A 20,726-nucleotide genomic window follows, 5' to 3' on the forward strand; every position below is an offset into this window, starting at 1 on the left:
TTCGCCCTATTTCACCATGGATCATCAAGACAAACAAACCCTCTTCGCTTTTCCAAACTACTTACAAACCGACGTCAAAATAGTCGGATTTCCAATCGATGAAATACTCCCTTCTATCTTGTTGTTTTTGATGTTGTTCAACATCAATCGGTTGGTCGCGGTCGCCGTGTGTATCGGCTTTTTCCTCACCATTCGCAGCTTAAAAGTCCGACACGGCCCCAAATTCATCATTCACTTCATCCACTGGTATGGGGATGACACGGCGAATAAAACCATTTTTAAACGCACGCCCCCCACCACAAAAAAATATTGGATTTACTGATGCTCAATGAACATAACGGCGAGGCGCTTAAAGCGGCTCGCTTTATCAATTACGTCCTCACCGCGGTGGTGTTGATCACCGCCTTAGGAGCCGCTGGGTTGAGTTTTGCTTTATTAAGCCAAAACCAAGCGGACAAGCGCACCATAGTGCCGCCTCATATCGACCGAGCGTTTACGATCTCAAGCGATGCGGTTGATGAAGCGTATCTTTCTTTGATGGCCGATTGGTGGATACACCTAAAATTTAATGTCACGCCCTCTAATGTTAAACGTCAATTCAACTTACTCATTACCTACGTGCCGCCTAAATACTGGAGCGGCTTACAAGACAAGTTGATACGAGAAGCCGAATTTATCATCGAGAACGACGTTACCAGTTTTTTTGAAGTTGACTCGCTGTCTATCAATCTCAATGAAATGAAAATACGGATCAAAGGCACACTCAACAAAACCATCGCCGGGCGCACACTCGACCCTGAGCCCGTGACGTATCTACTCCAAGCCGATTACTCAAGTGGCTTGATTGAACTTCACAGCATCGTCCAAGAGGTGCCATTATGAAAATACACTTCCTTTCTCTTGTTGTTGGTTGGTTGTTACCCATCCTCAGCTACGCCAATACGATTGCTGCAAAGACCTACTATTTTGAGCAAAATGACACCATTGTGTTACCGTTATCCTCGGTCAACACCAATCGTTTAGTGGTGAAAGACGACAAGATATTAAACCTTCATTGCCCTAGAGGATTTTGTCTCGCCAAAGCCAATCAACGAGACCAATCGGGCTCGATTACCGTCAAACTCAACATCGCCTTGCCTTTTACCGCGCACGTCACCACAGAAAAAGGCCAAAATTTCTCGCTTTTTATCAACCCTAAAGCCGTACCTGCGGTGGTCAGCGAGTTCATTTCGCTTCGCTCTACTGAAGAGAAAAGTGTCTTTGAAAAAGATCTCGAATACCCTTTGGCCTTGGGGCAGCTCTCCAAACAAATGATACATTGGCAGCGCTCCAAGACGCCTATTCCTGGTTTTCGTGTCCATCCGATTGACCCTGACACTCTCCCCAAAGACACGTCACCACTGGCCATTATTCCGCAAACCCTCTTTGTAGGCCGGCCTTTCTCCGGGCTTATTTATCAAGTTAAAAACCAAACAAGTGACACCGTCACCCTTACTGAAGCGCAATTTTACAGTTACGCCAGCCGGAGTGCCTCACTTGATCGTTATACCTTGGCCCCAGGTGAATCTACCCATCTGTACATCATCACAGGAGGACACTAATGAGACGATTTAAACAGTGGCTATTACGAGAGTCAGACTTGGATGATGGCGTTATTGCCAATGACCGAAGTAAGCAACGCAACCAAATACTCAGCCTGTTGGCCGTTGCGCTCTTGGTCGCGGTTTTTTTTGCATTTAAAGCCTTTAAACAACCGCGCTCTTCACTCGATACTGCCAAAGAAATCGTTGAGCCAACCCCTAATTTTGGTGAAATCATTACTGATGATTTTACCGACAAAGACAACCGCTCAGCATTAACCTTACAAGGTCAAGACATTGAAGACGTCAAAGAGAAGATGGAAAACCTCAATCGAGACGTCGAACGTTTGATAACGAGCAATGAAAATACGCTCGCACAAATGAAAAAAGAGAACGAAACCTTACGCGCTGAAATACGCAATAATCAAGAAGCGCAGCGCACCGTCGCCTTGCCATCAACCCCAGCGTCAGCCTCGAAGGAAGCCAGTCACCTGACCGTCATGGGAGAGCCGGCGCCATTTGGTTCGCGCCCTCTTCCTCCCAAACCTTTGCCCTCTTACGCCACCCATGATCTGCAAAAAGAGAGCTTTCAATACAGCAACGCCGATAAGGCCTCGTTTGATGACCAAGGACAAGCGTTTGACTCGTTTGATTTTTTTTGGACAGCCTCTTCAGAGTCAGCCTACCAACGCACCGTTGACAATTACGTCCCGTCGGGCACCTTTGTGACCGCCAAAATCACCGGTGGCGCGGATGCCAATGCCGGAGCGTTCGGCCAAAGTGATACCGCCCCCATCGTGTTTCAAACCGTGCATGAAGGCGTGTTGCCCAATGGAGAAAAGAGCCACCTCAAAGACTGCACCATCATTGGAAGCGTGTACGGAGACCTCTCTTCGAGTCGTGGCGTGGCCCGCACTCACACCCTCAGCTGCATTCGGGACGGTCGCATTTTAGACATTCCTGTACAAGGCACTGTCTTTAACTTTGGTCGCAATGGCATCCGTGGTACTTCGATTTTACGTAACGGCAAAATCGTCCAAATGGCGGGGATCTCCGGCATCTTAACCGGACTGGGAGAGGCGGGAGCGGGATTGGCCAACACCACCTCGACCTCAGCGCTGGGCTCAACGTCCAGCATCAACAGCGAAGATGTGGGATTAAGTTTATTGGGCAACGCCACCTCAGAAGTAGGGAGCAAGCTTTCGGATTACTACATTGCCTTAGCCGAGTTATACCACCCCTTCATCGAAATCAATCCAGGGGGCATCGTGAATATCGTCTTTACGAAAGGGTTCCCTCTCGATGATGAGGAGGCGATCAAACGCTATGTTGCTCGTCAGGAAAAAGAGCAAGCAAAACCGGACACCCTTTTAGAAACCATCACTCTCAACCCTCTTGCGGCAGAAGTTAACCAACAATTAAATTAAGGTCCGCTTTATGACTATCAAGCTTTTCACCGCGCTGCTTATCAGCGCCCTCGCCGGCTGCTCGGCGGGCTTTCAAGACGAATTCAGCTGCAAAAAAATCGGCGGGACTCCCGGCTGCGCGAGCATGGATGACATTCGAAGTATCTCAACCCATCCAACCTCAAAACGCGCCATCGAGGCGAACGTCCTGGCTTCTCATCCTTTTGTTTTACTGCCAAGACGCACACGTGAAGGCCATCCTGTGCGAACCCAAGACACGGTTAGGAAGGTGGTGATTTTTCCTTTTACTTCGGATGACACCACCACTTACCTCGACACGATGGATATTTATATTGTGTTAGACGAGTCTACTTGGACAGGTCGCCCTGTTCAGGCTATCAAGAAGGATTAACGCCATGGGCGTATCAAAAGATTTAAAAGGGTTTTATCAAGAAGCCAAACGTGAATATAACCACCTGCATTCTGAACTGCCTTACCGGACTTTTGATGCGGAGCACGGCCTCTTTCATAACAGAAAAGGCGTCGGATTTGGCTTCAAATTGAGCGTCTTAGCGGGGGCGAATGACGATATAGTGGAGGCGTTTAACCGTCTCATCATGGATTTACCGACTGGCCATAAATGGGATTACCATGTTTCCATGATGGGCCACAACCGCGTGAGTCATTTGATTGAGCAAAATGCCGCATTGAAATCCGCTCGTACGGGTATTTGCAGTGAATTAGCAAAACAAGAAGCCGATTACGCCAACTTTGCGGCTCACCACGGCTTTTTTCATCGTCAGAAGCATTACTTTGACATCAAAGATTACACCGCGTGGTTGTTTGTCTCCAGTACGGACGATGTTGACCAGGTATTGGATTGCAAAGAGGCACTCACCACCTCTTTATCCCAAATTGGACTGGAGCTCACGCCGCTCACCCCTGAAGGCTTAATCAACTACGTCGAAGGCATTCTCAATTTTGACCCCACACAAACTGCCCCTTGTGAATCTGAATACGCCCCCGAAGCGTTGCTCTACAAACAAGCCCTCTCTCCTGATACCGAGTTTTTAACGCGCCGACATTACACCGACGTTCGCTTTAGTAACCGCCAACATCAAACGGTGACCTCTCGGATCATTTCCTTAGGCTTACGCAGCACGCCTCGCACTTTCCGCCTATACGCCTTGCCCGATTGTTTTGCGTCCTTAAAGAGCGTGGCCAAAAATGTGCAATGTCCACACCTCATGACCCTCAATTTTCGCCATCAAGAATCGGGCAGTTTTGCGACCAAAAATGGCGGACGCATTGGAGAGCTGGAAAAGACGCTCAAGTCCCCGATGGCATTTTTCTTCCCTCAAGCGAAGAAAGAGCAGGCCGAACGCGAGCAAATTCGAGATGAAATGTCGGATGGCATCAACAGCATGGCATACATGCACCTGACGCTGACGTTATTCACCAATAAAAAATCCGAGCGACTGCACCGCACTACGGCCATTAACGCCTTTCGCTCTGGCGGGATCGATTTACAAACCGTCTCGATGCTGCAAAGCCAAGCACTCATGACAACCTTACCGTTCATGATGACCGATGGGTTTTGGGCTGATTGCGACCGTGCTGGACGCATTCAAACCGTAAAAACCGGTAATGTGGCTAACCTCTTGCCTCTTGTGATGGACGTAAAGAATTTCAGTGGCGGCATGATGCTGCCCACCATGCGCCAACAAGCCTTTTGGTTTAATCCGTTTAATTGTGGGTCAGATAACTACAACATCGCCCTGACCGGAGGCTCCGGGGCAGGAAAATCCTTCTTTGTGCAAAAGCTCGCCGAAACCCTCTTTGCCATGAACGGTAAAATCTGGGCGTTAGACAAAGGAAAGAGCTTTAAAAAGCTCACCTTGATGCTTGGCGGTCGCTATATGACGGCTGACAAGATTTACCTCAATCCATTTACTCATCTGGAACGCATTGCTATGGGCGATGACTATACCGATGAGAAAGGCGAACAGGTCAACCCTCTCAAGGAAACGCTGCACACCATCACCGGACTCTTTGCGACCATGGCCTGCCCCACGCACGAAATGGGAGATTTTGAAAAATCGGTCCTCGGAGATTGCATCATTACGGCTTGGCAGGTACACAAAAGCGAGACCTTGGTTGACCATGTGCAAGAAGCGCTGTTTTCGGCGGCCGAAAAACAAGGCGGTGATCGCCGTCTTTCCGATATCGCCATGCAACTGAATAAATACCGCTCAGAGGGGATCTACGGAGACACTTTCAATAAACCGTCCATGCTCGACCCCAATGTCCACTTTACCACCATTGAACTGGACGGGTTTCCCTCGGACATCATGCGACCGGTGATTTTTGCGCTGATGTCGAGCATCACTCAGCAGATGTACCTGTCCGGCTCTCGTTCCACGCCGAAGATGTGCATCATTGAAGAAGCGTGGTCTCTGATGGCCGGCTCTAATGCGCAGGCGCAAGAGTTCATCAACACCGGTTATCGCACCGCCCGAAAATTTGGGGGATCGTTTTGCACCGTAACGCAAGGGATTGAAGATTTTTACAGCACACCCGAAGCGCTTGCCGCGTTCAATAACTCTGACATTCACATCACTCTGCGTCAAGGCAGTGGATTGGCGAAATTCATCAAAGACAATCCTTCACACTTTTCACCCTATGAGCAATTTGTCATCAAGAGTTTTGAAAAGTCCTCCATCGCCGGTTACAGCTCTGTCATGCTAAAAACCGGGAATGTCACGACCTTTCATCGCTTGTTTGCCGATCCTTTTACTCGTGCGTGCCTTTCGACAGAGCCGCATGAGTTTGAGTATTGTGAAAACTTGATGAACCAAGGCCTATCACTTATGGAAGCCGTCAATCAAACCGCCGAGCATTTTTACGGAAAGGAAATTAAGACCTTTAATACCCTCATCTATGGCAAGGAGCCCAAATGAAATCCATCCGTCACACCTATCTTGTCTATGCCTTGTTGGCTATAGCGTTAATGATGTTCACCCTGATAGCCATCAAGCTCAATACGGCGCCTCAAATCGTGGTCTTCGATATCGAACAAACGTTATCGCAATATCAAGACCAACTCATTGAAGCCAATCTCGGCGATCAGGCGCACAGCGCGCAACTGGCGACCTTTGATACAGAACTCAGGCGCCTCTTGAAAGAATACGCACAAGCGCACCACCTCGTGTTCCTCGTGCCAGGCGCACTCATCAGCGGCGCGCCAGATAGAACCACCGAGATCCAACATTACGTTATTGAGGCGCTTAAAAAGGAGTCATGAGTTTATGATTATTCACGGTCATTCATCCATCACACCCACCGCACTCTTAAAAGTGATCAGTATCACCTTACTTACCCTCGCCCCCACCGCGCTTGGTCAACAGTTCGGCCGTCAAGGCGAACTGTTTCCCATCGCAGAAGTCGACATGTTGCAATGGATCAACAGCCGATTGACACACTTAGAAGCCACGGGAGAAACGGCAAAGATGCAGCAGCAGTTTGTGGAGAGCGTAGAAAAGAGCGTGCGAAGACCCCCTCCCGCTGAAGGGTTGACCACCACCACCGCGCCCAACACCTTTTACATCGACCCATCATTAAAGCTGGCCACTGATATCAAAGATGCACAAGGCAACCTCCTTTATGCCAAAGGCCTCGTCATCAACCCCTTTGATACCGACACTTGGCCAATCGATATTCCCAAACACTCATTCGATTACTCGTATGTGATTGTCTTTCTTGATGGTGACGACCCAAGACAGCGCGCTTGGGCTAAACAATACCGCGCAGATAAGCCGATAAAATGGACCCTCACCAACGGCAGTCCAGAAAACGTCGCCAAAGAGTTTGACGCTCGAATTTATTTTGACCAACAAGGTCACTACAGCCGTCAGTTTCAACTCTCACACATTCCTTCACTGATTGAACAAGACGGAGCGCGGTGGAAGATCACAGAGATCGACGTGACGCCATTCACCTCGGCCATGAACAAGAGTGAGACGACAACAAAATAAGGAGAAAAACGTGAGATCCCCTAGGTTATTACTGTTTGGTTTGTTCCTATTTCCTTGGCAAACCCAAGCTCAATCCGCCGCTTGCACGGGGCATTTTTTAAATCCATTGTCTGATATTTGCTGGGACTGCCTATTTCCTATGACACTGGGCAGTGTGCCTCTCATTAGCTCTTCATACCCTGACACCGCCAACCCAAGCATGCCGATCTCCTACTGTCCTAAACCCCCGCCCATTTTTATGCAAATTGGCTTAAACATTGGGTATTGGGAGCCGTATTCCTTGGTGGACGTGACGCGAGTCCCCTACTGTATGGTCAACATGGGGATGCAGTTGAGTCATGACAATAGCCAACAAATAGGAGGCTCGCAGCACGACTCAAGCAGCAAAACCAGCGGCAATGCTTTTTATCACGTGCATTGGTACAAATATCCGGTGATTTATTGGCTACAACTGATGCAGTCGGCGGCCTGCATGGCCACGGATAATTTCGATGTGGCCTACCTCACCGAGCTTGATCCCTTTTGGGAGGATGATGAGATGTCGTTCATTCTTAACCCCGAAGCCATTTTATTTGGCCACCCCACCACGCAGCTCTCTTGTATCACCGAAGCCATGGCGACCACCACAGGGCGCGTTTTGCCTTTTGATGCGCTTTTCTGGTGTTTAGGCTCACAAGGCAGCGTCTACCCATTAACCGGTAACAGCGCTTACTCTCATACCGGTCCTCAAGTTGGAACACTGATGTTAGAGCGTTTTAATTTTAAAATGCACAGGCAAGGCATTGTATGGGAAACACGAGGCGAGGATGGCGCGGTCTGTTATCAGTGGCCAGAGCCTATCTTGCCGAAAAGTCGTTATCGCTATCAATTGTCGGCACCGATTGGTGATGCCGCTCACTGTTATCCCTACGGCACAACGTCGTCACTTTGGGAGCAAGGCAAAGACAACCCGATAACTGGAGGAAACTTTGGCTTTGTGAACTGGCGTAAACGTAACTGCGTATTTTTATAAGGAAACGAGACGATGTCATTTAGCCCAAGCACCTCTTGGCTACTACTTATTCTGCTGGTTAGCCCTCTTGCATTGGCCGAAGTGGGTTACTCACAAGAAGAGCTCAAAGCCCTTGCCAAGCAAGAGCAGACCATTGCAGCGCCAGCCAATCACAGTGAACTGGCTCCCCTCCTTGAGCGGAGTCAAAAACATAAGCAAGAAGCGTTGTCGATGAATCAACACCTCGATAACGCGTTGCAAGACTCGCCGCTCGCGAGTGTGCTTGTGGAGCCTCAGGAAAATCCAAACAAAAAGGCGCAAGGTGTGATGGTGTTTGTGTCACTTTCCATGCCTGATAACGCGCTCAAACAGCTCCTCAAACAAAGTCAGCAATATCAGGTTCCGCTCGTGATACGTGGGGTACTGCCAGAAGGCATGGTCCCAACCACCTCTCGAATCATGGATTTGTTAGAAGCGTCCGACGAGGGAGAGGCGATTGAGGGCGGTTTTGCCATCAGCCCACAATGGTTTCGTCAATTTAACATCACCCATGTCCCCGTGTTTGTGGCGATTGGAGACGCGTGCAATGAAGCGTCTTGCCCGAAAAATGCTTACGACATGGTTTACGGCAACCTTTCCCTTCCCAACGCATTAACGATTTTAAGCCAAGGCGATGTCGGACACATCGCCAAACAAGTGCTCAATAGGAGTTCCCCTTGAATACGCCCTTTTTGCTCTCTTTCAGCGCCGCTCTCTTAATTTCCCTTCCTACCCTGGCCGACCCACAAAAAAACACGTTTTACGACAACGTGGAATGGGCGAAAAACGCCCAAAATGAGGCTTACAACCCCTCAGAGATGACGCTTAACCTGTCCGACTTCTGCAGCGACAATAATCTAGGGTGTGAAAGCCAAATCCGACAACCTGATGAAGCGGGGATGACTGACGCACAAATCACAAACCAATCCACGTTGGAGTTTGGCAGCAACGAACACGCTCAAGCAATACAAGAGGGGTTTAACAATAATAGTGCCATCATTGACCCCAATGATGATACGTATCGATTCGCCACCCTTGGCATTGAGAACGCCTATGAGATCAGTCATGGTCAGTCTAATCAGTACGTGGATTGTGACAACGCCACGCAGTGCGTCATCGATAATATCGCAAAGCAATGTCACCGGCCGACTCACAACCCAGTACCGTGTGAAAAAGTCCCCGTCGCCTCCGTGAGCCTCAGTGAAGTACTCTACCGCTGTCCATCCGGCTGGACACAGCAAGGGGAGGATTGCCAACGTCCCCTCCCACAATGCCGATACAATAATAAACATTATGTGAGTCAAACGGGAGGTGATGGCATTTTCTCATCGTCACGAACCACGTATTTATGGGGCGGGAAGCAAGTCTCTCCCAATCAAGGCTATACGCTTGGCGAGTTAAAACAGACCTATCACGTTAATTGGCAAGCGAGCGAACACTGGGATAAACGCTACGAGATTTGTCGACCCACTACACAAACGAAAAAAGCCACGCTAAGCTGCTCAAACGGGTTCACCTTATCCGGGGGAAACTGCATCAAAAACACCATAACCTGGCGAACACAATGCAACCTGATGAACTCATGCAAGATCACTCGCCAGCAATGCATTGAAGGTCGAGCCACTCGGACCATTAATGGCATACCGACCACGCTTGATTGCTGGAAGTACCGGGTTGACCACCAATGCACTCGACCCAATACGTGCAACGTCCTGCCCGCCGATTGCACCACGACTTCGACCCATTGCAGCCTCCAGAAAAACGGTGTGTGCATTGAGGAGAAAGTCAATAAATCCTGCCCACAACGGCGCTGCAGTGCCACTCAATTAATCTGTGGAGAAGAGAGCTTTTGTCTGGATGGCGATTGTTTTGAAGCCATGGCGACCACTTCAAACCGCTTTAATGAAAGCACCTCAGCCTTAGCCGCCCTCGCAGAAGCCGCTGACGGTCTTGGCGATCCACCAATGATATTTACAGGCAAAGGCATGAAATGCACAGACGCGGCTTTGGGTTTTGCCGACTGTTGCAAAGACGGTGGTTGGGGCACGAGTATTGGCGTGACGCAATGCAACGATGAAGAGAAGGCGCTCGGCCAAGCCAAAGAGCAAGGGCTTACGATTGCCCTTGGCAGTTATTGCGCAGAAAAAGTCTTAGGCGCGTGTATCCGGAAAAAGAAGACCTACTGCGTCTTTGACAGCAAGTTGGCACGCATCATCCAAGAGCAAGGCTCGAAAGGCCAGTTAGGTATCAGTCTGGGAACCGCCAAAACCCCCATTTGCGGCGCCCTTACCCCCGAGCAGCTTCAAAACATAGATTTTGAACGCCTCGACTTTTCGGACTTTTATGACGACATGCACCGCAACACCAACCTGCCTTCGGCAAAAGAAATCCAAGAGCGATTGCAAAGCGCTTATAGACCTTAACTTAATCAATGATGAGGACATGATATGGACCCCCTACTCCCTCTACTTGTGGCCACCCTGTCGACAACCGGGTTTGCTACCACCCTGATCCGCCATCTTCTGTTCAAACGAAAACTCCATCAGCTCAAGCAAGAAATGATGAGGCACCAACAAAAACACGGTAACGATGAAGCACTTTGGATGTTATTTCACACGCGCACCCACAAGATGCTGAGTTTCTGGCAATAATGAGGTCACACCATGAAGGAGATATCCACAAAAACGGTGAACAACTCCGTTAACCGATTAATAATCAACCTCCTACCGTTGATGTTGTTGTCTGTGTTTGCCTTTCACAGTTTCGCTAATGAGCCCCCCAAAGGCTGGCGCTGGTATAACGAGGCCAAAGCGCCCAAAGTCCCTCCCAAAGAGGAGGAGAGCCTCCCCCCCAACAGCGTGTCTACTGTGATGAGCGCCACCGAGCAGATGCAATGGTTCCACCGGACATTTGAGGAAGCGTTAAACGATGCCACGATTAACCCAGCCGATGAAGAGAAAAATCTAAAATTGATGAAGCTGAAAAAATTCATCGATGGCAAAACCACTCAAACGGGCATGACCTTCAAAAAGCTCATCAACGAACACCCCGAATACTCGTACACCAAAGACCGCCCCACAGAGCAAGCCGCAAGAGCGACGTACTATCAAGGTCTCCAGCTCAAAAACGAAGCCACTGTGCGTCAATTGGTGCAAGAAGGTTGGGGCCTCTACTTCATCTACGAAGGGCAAGACGCCTTATCTCAAACTCTGGCGCCCTCCATCCAAGACTTTGCCCACCGGTACCACATCGAACTGGTGGGGATCAGCAAAGACGGTCAGACCTTTGAGGCGATTGATGAAAACCGTATTGATAAGACAGGGCGTGTACAGGTGCGCTACACACCGGCTTTAATGCTGGCCAATGTTCACACCAAAGCACTCAAGCCCCTCGCCTACGGCTTCATTTCACAAAAAGACTTGCTCTCTCGCTTTCACAACGTCGCGACCGATTATCAAGACAGCGACTTTTAAATTAAGGAGCCCCCTATGAACGTTTTCCTTCGCACGTTATTGCTGGGTGTGCTGATGATGCTCGCCTCACCCTCATTCGCTCAAGCGCAAACTCGCCCTGTGATGACAGGTCAGTACGCTTTGGTGTTCTTCCATTTTAGTCAATGCCCTGAGTGTCACCACTTTGCGCCGACCATGAAGCGACTCGAGCAAACCACCCAATTGCCTGTGTACGATTTCTCCTTTGACGGACAGCCCATACCCGGTTTCACCACGCCTATCCCGACCAATCCTGACATCACAGCCGCGTTTTTTGGGGATCTCAAACACGCCATTACGCCCGCCACGTTCTTAATCAACGTCAGCAATGGTAAGTACGTGCGTTTGAGTGAAGGCAATGTTCCGTACACTGAGCTGCTTAAGAGCTACCAAGCCGTGCGCGCCGATGTCGCCATAATGGAGAGTTTACAATGACACGACCTACCCTCCTGGCTCTCTTGATGAGTATTGCCGGTTCACTTCATGCGGGCGGCCTGGGCGACGCCATGAACAGCTTTTGGGATGACAGCAGTTTTAACAGCAACATCACGAACCCAAGTGCCTATCAGGGTCAATCCGCCACCTACTATAATGCGGGCAGTTTGTTTGCTCGCACCAACATCAAAAACATTCAACTGGCCGCCATCACCTTGCCTTCTGTCAGCGCAGGGTGCGGTGGCATTGACGCCTTTATGGGCGGCTTTTCTCATATTAACTCTGACCAACTGGTGGCTTTTGGTAAAGCCGTCATTGCCAACGCCGTGCCCTTCGCGGTGGATTTAGCGCTGCAAACTTGGGCGCCGAGCATCAAAGAGAATCGGGACAAACTGCAAGCCATTGCTGATCAGTTCCTCACCACCTCGATGAACTCTTGCCAAGTAGCGCAATCGGCGGTCTCTGGTTTAGCGGCCTTTACCGATGGGGAAGCCAAGCGACATGCCTGCGCCACCCTAGGCACGCAAAGCAACGCTTTCGCTGATTGGTTAGAAGCGCAACACGAATGTCGCAACGTCCGTACCAACCAGAGCACACTGGCTAGCAACACCGATGACGCCACGGCGCACGCAGTGAAAGTGAACTTAAATGTGGTGTGGGATGCGCTCATGAAAAGCGCTTACCTTCAAGACAATCAAGAGGTCGCCGAGTTTATCGTAAGCCTCACTGGCACCGTCATTTACGACGCGCAGGGGACGCCAAGCTACATTCCGGCCATGTTAGTGGGTAACGACACCGCCATTAACGCCCTTTTGACCGGAGGGGATTTGGAGGTGTATCGATGCGACAACACCGAGACCTGCCTTTCGATGAGCCTAAGCGCCATCAGCCTAAATGAAAGCCAAGCCTTTAACGCCAAAGTGCGCCACACCGTCGATACGCTCTATGCCCACTTACAATCTGACCAACCTATCACCGACTCAGAGAAGAGCTTTGTTGAACTCAGTGACATTCCTATCTTAGCAATGCTCATTGATGATGCGCACCTCAACCTACAACCAGAAAGCCATTTATACGCTCAAAATATTGCCGCCGATCTCTTGCATGCCTATCTCAACAACATGCTGATGATCGTCAATCAATCCATGACCAACCTCGCTTCGGTTAACCCAACCGACGTCAATCGCACTCTCGAAGGCATCAACAGTGCAAGGGATTACTTACAAACCATTCGAGACCGTCACAAAACAAAATTGAACGCGTACTTAGCCCTCACTGAGCGCTTAAAACGCAAACGAAAGCTCCTTAGCCAATCGGCAAGTGACGCTACCCTATCGAACCTCACCTTTGGCCATTAAAGGAGATCCCCAATGACCTTAGACTTTTATCTCTATGGCGCAGGCCCTCAATTACAACGAGCCTTGAACGCCGTCGCCACTTTTTTTACCACCAACACCTTTGGCTCGTTAATCGAAATCGCCTTACAACTGGCCTTTATCATCAGTGCCACCCTATTTTTTGTGTCTCGAGACGCGAAACATGTGATGCGTTTTATGTTCATTTACTTGGCTATCCCCACTTTTCTTATCAGCATGAAAGCCACCGTCCATATCAATGACGCGCAAAATCCTATGCGCATTTATTACGTGAATAACGTGCCTTACATCGTCGCAATACCCGGTTGGGCGGCCACCACGTTCATGCACGGCTTAACCGAAGGCATTGAAATCGTCTTTAGCAGTACAGAGGATGAAAGCTACAGCTCCTCAGGCATGGTGTTTGGTTCGAATTTATACACGTTGCTTCGTAGCGCCAACGCCGAAACCATTGATCTGCAACGCTATTGGAAAGACTTTTATCACAACTGCATCGTCGGAGACATTCGAATTAACAAAAAGTACTCCATGCAAAACATCCTGCAAGCACCGGATTTACTGGGTTTTCTCGCCACAAAATCGATGTCCCCCATTCGTGGGCTCTATAACCATCAGGGTGAATACAGAACCTGCCGCGACGCGTTTCCTGAAATCACTCAACAATTTGATGAAGAAGCCAATCAAACCTTCAATAAACTGGGCGCGTATATTTTAGGAAGAGAAAGTAATATCAACTCAACATTTTTAAGAAACGCCATCGAGAATAGCCACCAAGATTTAATTGGGGTCAGTAACAGCGCGGTCGATATTTTAAAACAGAACATGGTCATCAACATGACGCGCTGGAATATCGAAAACACGCACCGAGGTATCGCGGCCAACTACGCCTACACCGCCAACCAAATGCAAACGACGACCATGTGGGCCAACATTGGGCTACAAGCCAAAGAGTTCATTCCAATGATGCACTCGATAGGGGTGATTTTGTTTGTCTGCTTTGGGGCGATTATTGCCATCATTGCCTTGCTGCCACATATGACGCTGCCTGTCCTTAAAAACTATGTGGGCAGTTTTTTCTATCTGGCGACTTGGCCAATGATCTTCACCATCCTCAACGCGATCATGATGTGGTTCTTAGAAGGGGCGACCCAGGGCGCGACACAAGGGTTACGCGGCATTACCCTCTCGAACATGAGCGGCATTGATTACGTCAACACGCGTTACGCCGCCATTACTGGTTACTTGATGATGTCCACCCCCGCGATTGCCTTAGCGTTAACCAAGGGGGCGGCGGCCATGATGAGCAGTTTAAACTACCAACTGGCGGGGATGATAAACCAAACCAATGCCCGTACTTCAGCCGCGGCCTCAAGCGGTGACATCAGTCACGGTAATACGCAAATGCAGACCCACACGTTTAACAACGTCAATGGCAATAAGTTTGATACGTCGACCCTGTTGAAACAGCACGGTACCACCACCCAAGACACTAAAGGTATGCTTTCAACGCAATACGGGGATACCACCGTGTATGACACTAGCCCTACCGCGTCGAATTTCCAATGGAACGTCGCATCAACCAGTCAATACAGTGAAGCGGTGCAAGACTTGCACACCAATGCTCAATCCAACCTCTCGACACAACAAGCGGCCTTGTCGCAAAGCACACAAAGTGGCTCTCAACTGATGGCCGATTGGAAAGAGAGTTATTCTTCAACCCAAGGTTACGGTTTAACTCATGGACACGGTGCAACTGCTGCGGCTTCAAAAGGCTTAGAGCAGGTCAACTCCGCCACTGAGCAAGTCAGTGCAGCAACCGGATGGAGCCATGAGAAAGCGAATGCCTTCTTACACTCTGCGTACGGCGGTTATGACGTGAATGCAGGACTGTCAAGCGGCGCTCTCGGTGACGCCGTAGGGTTTAATGGGAATGTGAACGCGTCCACGGGACAAAAATGGACACAGGAAGACCGCGAAACGCTCAGCAGCATGAGCAACGAGCAACAAAGCCAAATGCAAGCCGCTATCGAATCCTACCGCTCTGGTGCCAACCAAACCATCGATGCGAGCAACCGCCTCACGGCCGACGAACGTAATACGGAGATGGGCACTTACGCCACTGGCTTTACGGCGAACTTTAGTGAGACGCAAGGCTTGATAACGTCCACGACACAATCTCAGCAAGAGGTCGATACGCTCAGCCAAGTCAACAGCCAAGAGCATCGTCAAGTGGCGAGCCTGATTGAGAAACTGGAAATACCATTCCAAGATTTTGTGGAGGAGCAATATAAATCTGAAGAAGGACGAGCAAAGCAGATTCTTACCGGTAGTAATGATAAATCACGCCAAGATCGAACAAATGAATGGGAAGCATTTAAAACAACCGACACGTTTAAAGATTTTGTGCTCGCCAGCGTACCCACTCAAGAAGAGCACGAACAAACCTTTAATCCTGAGCCGACCCAAGCCGAGTGGCAAACGATGGTGGGCGAACAATACAAAGGTAAAGCTCTAGGCAACACCAGCCAAACGGTGATTGAGCAGCATGAACAGCGCGGCGGCACTGAGCGTTATTACAACCCAGACAACCACTCACAAATCGTGGAGGAGACACGTGAACAATTTGAGGCCACCAGTAACCGTGTTGAGCCACCTTCCACCTTGCAGCCAACAGAGAATGAGGAGGATAAAACCCGAACTTAAATATAAATAATGGTTAATTATTGAGTAACCCAAGTAAGGTATCAAAACAACCTAGTATTATACACAATATTAAATGGAGAGAATAATGATGATGAAATGGATCGTATTAGGCTTATTCACATGGTGCTCTTTTTCAGGAGCTACGGCACAAGGTTTTGATGAACTTTCAGGCAGTAAAAACAATCCAGCCTCTATGACGTATTACTTGGAGTATTATAAAAAGACGAATAATCAAGAATATCAATACTTATTAGCCACCGTTCGTGCTGCTGCAGATACGGTAGATTTTTATACCACTCGATTAGATGCTCGCGATCAGCGCATTGATTATTGCTTGCCCATGAAAGATGCAGCCAATCGCGACACTTTATATAACTGGAAAACAAAAGAGCTAATAGATCTTATCAATAACCAAATTGAGCATGATCCTCGTGTAAAAAAATATAATAGGCTTGCGGGCTCTATCGGAAGCTACCTTGTTGCCGCTCTCAAAGAGCAATACCCTTGCCCTGTACAAAAGCAGTTGTAGGCTGTTGGTTTACCCTACCAAAAGTTATCCATTATTATCATGCCGTTCGCTACTACCCCCGTGATATCTCACGGGGGTAAACTTAGACCAAGCTACTGACTTGCCGCGTTTTTCAAAGTAATGATGACTGCGCCCTCTGCTGTGTCCTAATAGGCTGATATATACCTATAGGCTTTCAACCAATCCAAGTTCATTACTTGTAATCTGGTTTAATTTTTTGCTGAAACTCCCCCTGTTGACCCCTAACATCCTAGTAGCCTTTGATTGATTACCACGCGTATGAGTTATCAACTCAGTAAACAATGTTTTTAGCACCGTAGGAGTAACCCAAGACATATCCGAGCTAGCTGATTTATTATCAAACCATGTTAGCTCCAGTTCTGCTCGGATAAGTTTTTTCAAATGGTCTTTGTTGATTGGGGTTAGTTGGTCATTCATATAAATTGGAGGTTGTTAATCGATTTTATCATGTTGGCAAATTTATCATGAAAGTGCCTTAAAATCCGCTCACTCCCAAATTTGATGTCATGCAGGCTTTGGTTTGTAGTCGCTTGGTGGGCACAGTCATCTTGACTTGAGTATGTCGTCTACTCGACAATTATGAGTTAGAAGTGTTCGGATTCCGAACAAGGAATCCGACTTCAAGCGTTGCCTTCCCTGCCCTAGCTCATCAATAGCTATCATCCTGATAAATATTACCTTACAAACTATACTCATCATCTATCGCTTGTGTTTTAATGCATCTAAACGCTTATCAGGTAATCTTCAAATGGCACGAAAACACGATGGAATCATATGGCACTTAATGGACGCTCCATGGTGGTTAAGCGTAGTACTCTCTGCTTGTATTTATTTTGGGCTTTCATACCTATTGCCTAGCTTGGCCGTGGATAGCAATAATTTCATCTTTGAAGCTATTGCTCCAAACTTGCCCTTGATGGCTCCATATTTTACGTTCTTATTTCTTCTCCCCGCACCGATAGCGTTTTTCAAGCAATATCAGAGGAAAAGAAGCTATCTCAAGACGAACACTCAGATTAAAATTCAGAGGAATACTTCCCCACTAAATCACCTGACTTGGATCGAATTTGAAAGTTACATCGGAGAATACTTTAAGTCTCAAGGGTATGCGGTCAAACAGTCTTTCGCTCAAAAATCTGATGGCGGTGTTGATATTTGGCTTACAAAAGATAGTGAATTAAGCCTTGTACAATGTAAGCATTGGAAAACTCGCAAAGTGGGTGTGCAAATTCTAAGGGAAATGTACGGTGTCATGATCGCGAACAATGCCAGTAAGATGATTATCGTAACTTCAGGAGACTTTACTTCTGAGGCTGTCACTTTTTCTCTAGATAAGCGCCTGTGGCTAGTCAACGGCAGCGAACTAGTACATATGATTGAAGATGGCCGCAGCTTTCAAAATAAACCATCAATATCGCCCCAAACACACAGGGCAGGCGTCGAATCTATGATTTGCCCTAGTTGCCAATCTAAGCTTGTAATGCGTGTTGCTAAGCGAGGAGCTAAATCTGGTATGTCTTTTTATGGTTGCTCTACGTATCCAAAGTGTCGTTATACTTGCGACTGCTGAGTTTTAATCTATTCGCAAAATACGCTTGTTGTAGCAAGTAATCTTTGATGGCCCGAAAGTTGCTGCTGGCATCTATGCTATTTGGCATGGCCAACAACTGATTTATTGCGGTATCTCTGAAAGACAAGGCTAGGTCTGGCAAGATATTGGAGCAATTACCTCTTTTAAACCCTCTCTAGATGAACCTTGTCCAGTTCTGAGTCAGCATGTCGTCGCGACTCATGTTCTCAATCTCTATTGTCTTCCGACAGTTGGAATTGCGGCGTTTCTTTCTCTGGTAAAATAAAGCAGAGAATGCTCTAACTTACTTGTCGCTCTCCAATTTTCCAAGCTATGTACTTGTAAACTTGCCTACCGCAATCATCTGATACATAATGACACTACCATCTGATAAGGAGTTATTGTTATGTCACAAATGCAAGCATTCAAGCCTGTTAAACAGCCAGCTAGCTTTTGGCAGCAAGTAGGTATTCCATCGCGAGGGGTAACCCTTTATGAGTCTGTTCATAAAGGTCTGGATTTTGATGTTTTTGACAAACTAGCCAAGCACTCTAAATTGGAAAAGAAAGAGTTGGCTACCGCTGTTACAATTCCACCAGCCACACTAAACCGCAGATCGAAAGCTGGACGTTTTAACAAAGACGAAAGTGATCGTTTGTACCGTTTTGCTGAGATATTCAACCAAACCATCAACTTGTTTGAAGGTGATATTTTGGCCGCGTGTGAATGGATCAAATCCCCTGTGGTTGGTTTGGGTAATCGCCGCCCTATCGATATGGTTGCCACAACTGCTGAATCAGAGGGTGTGCTAAACCTAATTGGACGATTAGAGCATGGGGTATTTTCTTGATCACTTTGTACCGAATCGTAAAGGAAAAGTGGGAAGAGTCAGCTTTCGATGGCGAAGGCTCCAGACTGTACGGAGGGCGTTGGAATTCTATTGGACGGTCTGCGGTTTATGTTGCTGCGTCAGAGTCACTTGCCATTTTAGAAATCTTGGTTCATCTCAAAAATACCAAAGTACTTGAAAATTATGTCTTGTTTACGTTGGAACTGGATGAAGCCGATGCTTTGGTCCTTGAAAATGACGACTTACCGGACAACTGGAATGAAGAGCCAGCCCCGCTTCAGACAGCCGAAATCGGTGATCAATGGTTATCGAGCTATTCAAGCTTGGCGCTGGCGATCCCATCGGTGATTGTGCCTCGCGAACAAAACTATGTGCTCAACACAAAACATCCAGGTTATCCAAAACTCATCAAAACAGCCAAAAAACACGAAATTTCTTTCGATACGCGGCTTCTATAAATCAGCTATTCCCACTGTAATTGTCCGAGGACATTAAAGTTTGTCAGTTCCAATTTAGTTTGATCTGTTTTTGGCTACATCAAGTTAGACGGCGAAGATAAGTTAAACCACTTTCGCCCCGTTATTTTTCACAGAAAAAAGCGGTTCAACACTCCTCAGCTGAGTTTAGGCGATTAAAACTAATGCAATCGCACAAAAATTCAGTCTTGTTTTTCACTAGATAGAGCTAAACGAAATATTGTAATTAACGGTTCTAAATCGAGTGATACCCCTGCAATATTTGCATCAATCCATTCTTGTTGAGTAATTTTAGGCCACTCGATGGTGTAGCCAAGGACAAATACGAGTTCTTCAAAGAAAAAACGTAAAGTTCGGCCATTACCTTCCCTAAAAGGATGTAACAAATTTAATTCGCAAAATAGACTGGCTAATTCTTGGATAAGATCAGGCAAAGCCAAATTGTCTAACGAAGGGATAATATCAAATAATTTTGAAGCTTCAGCTTCAATCCTAGAAACGGTACAGAATCGAGTGTAGCCTTTAGATATATCCACTTCTCGAACTTGACCTGCCCATTCAAAAATATCTTGGAATAGATGGTGATGTAGACATTTGAGGTGATTGAAGTCTAAATGCTTGATTTCAGAAACATTACTTTTGTATGAAAGGTACCTATAACTCGTAAACTCAACTTCGGCTTTTTCAAGTTCATCCGAGTCAAGTATATTCAATCTGTTAATTAAAACATCAGAATTTGAGTAACAGTATTTGTCCTGATCAGCACCATATTTATCTCGCATACTTGCGTTTTAAATCTTCAATGGTTTGAACGTTCGATTTCTTATTTATCGTCATGCCTTCATAACCCAAACTGGTTTTGAAGTTCTTTAAGCTAGGGGTAAATGTAGCTTTTTGGCGCTTCGGATTTGAGACATTGGCCATATCAATGTTCCTCTTGTTGGTTGCATTAATTGTACATGACTAATCAGCTAATGTCATGAAGTAGCGATTTTCGCAAAGCCAAGTGAGCCGCGCAGCAGCATTCTATTCTAGTAATGTCACTGGCAAAGTTTTATCCAGAGGCTTCATTGGCCTAAAGTTTTACCCGTGGCACTTGTCTCTCAAAGTGCCAGCTAGCTCAGAGCTGCCCCAAAAACGTCACAATCTGAATTTTAACACGTGGCATTTTGTGATTACCGAGGGAGGTTGACGGTCTAATTACCGAAGGACTCTGTCACAGTCT

Annotated in this window: 23 protein-coding genes; 20 read left to right on the plus strand and 3 right to left on the minus strand. The window is 47.6% G+C overall.

Annotated features, from left to right (window positions below; all coding sequences use genetic code 11):
- The first annotated feature begins 16 nt into the window (after positions 1-16).
- The 17 genes from traL to AB6E78_RS09715 all read left to right on the plus strand — a co-directional run bounded on the left by traL (position 17) and on the right by AB6E78_RS09715 (position 16,584).
- On the plus strand, positions 17-322 hold the full coding sequence (gene traL, locus AB6E78_RS09635; RefSeq protein WP_137001376.1) for a type IV conjugative transfer system protein TraL: 306 nt from the start codon (positions 17-19) through the stop codon (positions 320-322).
- Entirely contained in the window at positions 322-882 is a 561-nt protein-coding gene (gene traE, locus AB6E78_RS09640; protein ID WP_137001377.1) for a type IV conjugative transfer system protein TraE, read from the plus strand. Before traL ends, traE begins: the two co-directional genes overlap by 1 nt.
- Positions 879-1,601, plus strand: a complete 723-nt coding sequence (gene traK / locus AB6E78_RS09645; RefSeq protein ID WP_137001378.1) for a type-F conjugative transfer system secretin TraK — start codon at positions 879-881, stop codon at positions 1,599-1,601. Before traE ends, traK begins: the two co-directional genes overlap by 4 nt.
- Positions 1,601-3,007: a TraB/VirB10 family protein gene (locus AB6E78_RS09650; RefSeq protein ID WP_137001379.1), complete on the plus strand. Its 1,407-nt coding sequence runs from the start codon at positions 1,601-1,603 to the stop codon at positions 3,005-3,007. Before traK ends, AB6E78_RS09650 begins: the two co-directional genes overlap by 1 nt.
- A 10-nt stretch (positions 3,008-3,017) precedes the next feature.
- Complete coding sequence (gene traV / locus AB6E78_RS09655) at positions 3,018-3,398, plus strand: type IV conjugative transfer system lipoprotein TraV (protein WP_137001380.1); 381 nt, start codon at positions 3,018-3,020, stop codon at positions 3,396-3,398.
- A gap of 4 nt (positions 3,399-3,402) precedes the next feature.
- Entirely contained in the window at positions 3,403-5,946 is a 2,544-nt protein-coding gene (gene traC, locus AB6E78_RS09660; protein ID WP_137001381.1) for a type IV secretion system protein TraC, read from the plus strand.
- The gene (locus AB6E78_RS09665; RefSeq protein ID WP_372133229.1) at positions 5,943-6,290 is read left to right on the plus strand and encodes a TrbI F-type domain-containing protein; all 348 of its coding nucleotides are present in this window, start codon (positions 5,943-5,945) and stop codon (positions 6,288-6,290) included. Before traC ends, AB6E78_RS09665 begins: the two co-directional genes overlap by 4 nt.
- Before the next feature lie 4 nt (positions 6,291-6,294).
- Positions 6,295-7,020 (plus strand): type-F conjugative transfer system protein TraW, encoded by a 726-nt coding sequence (gene traW, locus AB6E78_RS09670; protein ID WP_137001383.1) that lies wholly within the window; start codon positions 6,295-6,297, stop codon positions 7,018-7,020.
- A 10-nt stretch (positions 7,021-7,030) separates the two neighbouring features.
- Positions 7,031-8,032, plus strand: coding sequence for a conjugal transfer pilus assembly protein TraU (gene traU, locus AB6E78_RS09675; protein WP_137001384.1), 1,002 nt, complete (start codon positions 7,031-7,033; stop codon positions 8,030-8,032).
- A gap of 12 nt (positions 8,033-8,044) precedes the next feature.
- Positions 8,045-8,731 carry a type-F conjugative transfer system pilin assembly protein TrbC gene (trbC, locus tag AB6E78_RS09680; RefSeq protein WP_372133225.1) on the plus strand — a complete coding sequence of 229 codons (687 nt, stop codon included), beginning with the start codon at positions 8,045-8,047 and terminating at the stop codon, positions 8,729-8,731.
- Entirely contained in the window at positions 8,728-10,473 is a 1,746-nt protein-coding gene (gene traN / locus AB6E78_RS09685) for a type-F conjugative transfer system mating-pair stabilization protein TraN (protein WP_137001386.1), read from the plus strand. The genes trbC and traN overlap by 4 nt, the downstream gene beginning before the upstream one ends.
- Before the next feature lie 24 nt (positions 10,474-10,497).
- The gene (locus AB6E78_RS09690; RefSeq protein ID WP_137001387.1) at positions 10,498-10,701 is read left to right on the plus strand and encodes a hypothetical protein; all 204 of its coding nucleotides are present in this window, start codon (positions 10,498-10,500) and stop codon (positions 10,699-10,701) included.
- Between the two features lie 12 nt (positions 10,702-10,713).
- Positions 10,714-11,523: a type-F conjugative transfer system pilin assembly protein TraF gene (traF, locus tag AB6E78_RS09695; protein WP_170967990.1), complete on the plus strand. Its 810-nt coding sequence runs from the start codon at positions 10,714-10,716 to the stop codon at positions 11,521-11,523.
- 57 nt (positions 11,524-11,580) lie between these two features.
- Positions 11,581-11,976 carry a conjugal transfer protein TraF gene (gene traF, locus AB6E78_RS09700; RefSeq protein ID WP_372153760.1) on the plus strand — a complete coding sequence of 132 codons (396 nt, stop codon included), beginning with the start codon at positions 11,581-11,583 and terminating at the stop codon, positions 11,974-11,976.
- Entirely contained in the window at positions 11,973-13,334 is a 1,362-nt protein-coding gene (locus tag AB6E78_RS09705; protein ID WP_137001389.1) for a conjugal transfer protein TraH, read from the plus strand. Before traF (AB6E78_RS09700) ends, AB6E78_RS09705 begins: the two co-directional genes overlap by 4 nt.
- A 12-nt stretch (positions 13,335-13,346) precedes the next feature.
- Complete coding sequence (locus AB6E78_RS09710) at positions 13,347-16,055, plus strand: conjugal transfer protein TraG N-terminal domain-containing protein (RefSeq protein ID WP_137001390.1); 2,709 nt, start codon at positions 13,347-13,349, stop codon at positions 16,053-16,055.
- An 85-nt stretch (positions 16,056-16,140) separates the two neighbouring features.
- Complete coding sequence (locus tag AB6E78_RS09715) at positions 16,141-16,584, plus strand: hypothetical protein (RefSeq protein ID WP_017091788.1); 444 nt, start codon at positions 16,141-16,143, stop codon at positions 16,582-16,584.
- Positions 16,585-16,749: 165 nt separating this feature from the next.
- Here AB6E78_RS09715 and AB6E78_RS09720 read toward each other — a convergent pair whose 3' ends face one another.
- Complete coding sequence (locus AB6E78_RS09720) at positions 16,750-17,022, minus strand: helix-turn-helix domain-containing protein (protein ID WP_137001391.1); 273 nt, start codon at positions 17,020-17,022, stop codon at positions 16,750-16,752.
- Positions 17,023-17,353: 331 nt separating this feature from the next.
- Here AB6E78_RS09720 and AB6E78_RS09725 point away from each other — a divergent pair, with 331 nt between their 5' ends.
- From AB6E78_RS09725 to AB6E78_RS09735, 3 genes are all read left to right on the plus strand, one after another.
- Entirely contained in the window at positions 17,354-18,175 is an 822-nt protein-coding gene (locus AB6E78_RS09725) for a restriction endonuclease (RefSeq protein WP_137001392.1), read from the plus strand.
- 406 nt (positions 18,176-18,581) lie between these two features.
- Positions 18,582-19,025, plus strand: a complete 444-nt coding sequence (locus AB6E78_RS09730; RefSeq protein ID WP_016800265.1) for an antitoxin Xre-like helix-turn-helix domain-containing protein — start codon at positions 18,582-18,584, stop codon at positions 19,023-19,025.
- Positions 19,022-19,483: an RES family NAD+ phosphorylase gene (locus AB6E78_RS09735; RefSeq protein WP_016800264.1), complete on the plus strand. Its 462-nt coding sequence runs from the start codon at positions 19,022-19,024 to the stop codon at positions 19,481-19,483. Before AB6E78_RS09730 ends, AB6E78_RS09735 begins: the two co-directional genes overlap by 4 nt.
- A gap of 200 nt (positions 19,484-19,683) precedes the next feature.
- Here the strand turns inward: AB6E78_RS09735 and AB6E78_RS09740 are convergent, their stop codons facing one another.
- Positions 19,684-20,283 (minus strand): Fic family protein, encoded by a 600-nt coding sequence (locus tag AB6E78_RS09740; RefSeq protein ID WP_102257488.1) that lies wholly within the window; start codon positions 20,281-20,283, stop codon positions 19,684-19,686.
- Positions 20,273-20,425 carry a hypothetical protein gene (locus tag AB6E78_RS09745; protein ID WP_016800262.1) on the minus strand — a complete coding sequence of 51 codons (153 nt, stop codon included), beginning with the start codon at positions 20,423-20,425 and terminating at the stop codon, positions 20,273-20,275. Before AB6E78_RS09745 ends, AB6E78_RS09740 begins: the two co-directional genes overlap by 11 nt.
- Positions 20,426-20,726: the final 301 nt, after the last annotated feature.

The sequence above is a fragment of the Vibrio sp. 10N.247.310.98 genome, assembly GCF_041467395.1.
Classification (GTDB): Bacteria; Pseudomonadota; Gammaproteobacteria; order Enterobacterales; family Vibrionaceae; genus Vibrio; species Vibrio crassostreae_C.

Bases quoted from the DNA above. Each gene is read 5' to 3' on its own strand.
- AB6E78_RS09720 (WP_137001391.1), bottom strand. From the start codon at position 17,022: ATGAATGACCAACTAACCCCAATCAACAAAGACCATTTGAAAAAACTT.
- AB6E78_RS09730 (WP_016800265.1), top strand. From the start codon at position 18,582: ATGTCACAAATGCAAGCATTCAAGCCTGTTAAACAGCCAGCTAGCTTT.
- trbC (WP_372133225.1), top strand. From the start codon at position 8,045: ATGTCATTTAGCCCAAGCACCTCTTGGCTACTACTTATTCTGCTGGTT.
- traC (WP_137001381.1), top strand. From the start codon at position 3,403: ATGGGCGTATCAAAAGATTTAAAAGGGTTTTATCAAGAAGCCAAACGT.
- AB6E78_RS09650 (WP_137001379.1), top strand. From the start codon at position 1,601: ATGAGACGATTTAAACAGTGGCTATTACGAGAGTCAGACTTGGATGAT.
- AB6E78_RS09705 (WP_137001389.1), top strand. From the start codon at position 11,973: ATGACACGACCTACCCTCCTGGCTCTCTTGATGAGTATTGCCGGTTCA.
- traV (WP_137001380.1), top strand. From the start codon at position 3,018: ATGACTATCAAGCTTTTCACCGCGCTGCTTATCAGCGCCCTCGCCGGC.
- traF (WP_170967990.1), top strand. From the start codon at position 10,714: ATGAAGGAGATATCCACAAAAACGGTGAACAACTCCGTTAACCGATTA.
- traE (WP_137001377.1), top strand. From the start codon at position 322: ATGCTCAATGAACATAACGGCGAGGCGCTTAAAGCGGCTCGCTTTATC.
- AB6E78_RS09690 (WP_137001387.1), top strand. From the start codon at position 10,498: ATGGACCCCCTACTCCCTCTACTTGTGGCCACCCTGTCGACAACCGGG.
- traK (WP_137001378.1), top strand. From the start codon at position 879: ATGAAAATACACTTCCTTTCTCTTGTTGTTGGTTGGTTGTTACCCATC.
- AB6E78_RS09710 (WP_137001390.1), top strand. From the start codon at position 13,347: ATGACCTTAGACTTTTATCTCTATGGCGCAGGCCCTCAATTACAACGA.
- traF (WP_372153760.1), top strand. From the start codon at position 11,581: ATGCTCGCCTCACCCTCATTCGCTCAAGCGCAAACTCGCCCTGTGATG.
- AB6E78_RS09745 (WP_016800262.1), bottom strand. From the start codon at position 20,425: ATGGCCAATGTCTCAAATCCGAAGCGCCAAAAAGCTACATTTACCCCT.
- AB6E78_RS09740 (WP_102257488.1), bottom strand. From the start codon at position 20,283: ATGCGAGATAAATATGGTGCTGATCAGGACAAATACTGTTACTCAAAT.
- AB6E78_RS09725 (WP_137001392.1), top strand. From the start codon at position 17,354: ATGGCACGAAAACACGATGGAATCATATGGCACTTAATGGACGCTCCA.
- AB6E78_RS09665 (WP_372133229.1), top strand. From the start codon at position 5,943: ATGAAATCCATCCGTCACACCTATCTTGTCTATGCCTTGTTGGCTATA.
- AB6E78_RS09715 (WP_017091788.1), top strand. From the start codon at position 16,141: ATGATGATGAAATGGATCGTATTAGGCTTATTCACATGGTGCTCTTTT.
- traW (WP_137001383.1), top strand. From the start codon at position 6,295: ATGATTATTCACGGTCATTCATCCATCACACCCACCGCACTCTTAAAA.
- traL (WP_137001376.1), top strand. From the start codon at position 17: ATGGATCATCAAGACAAACAAACCCTCTTCGCTTTTCCAAACTACTTA.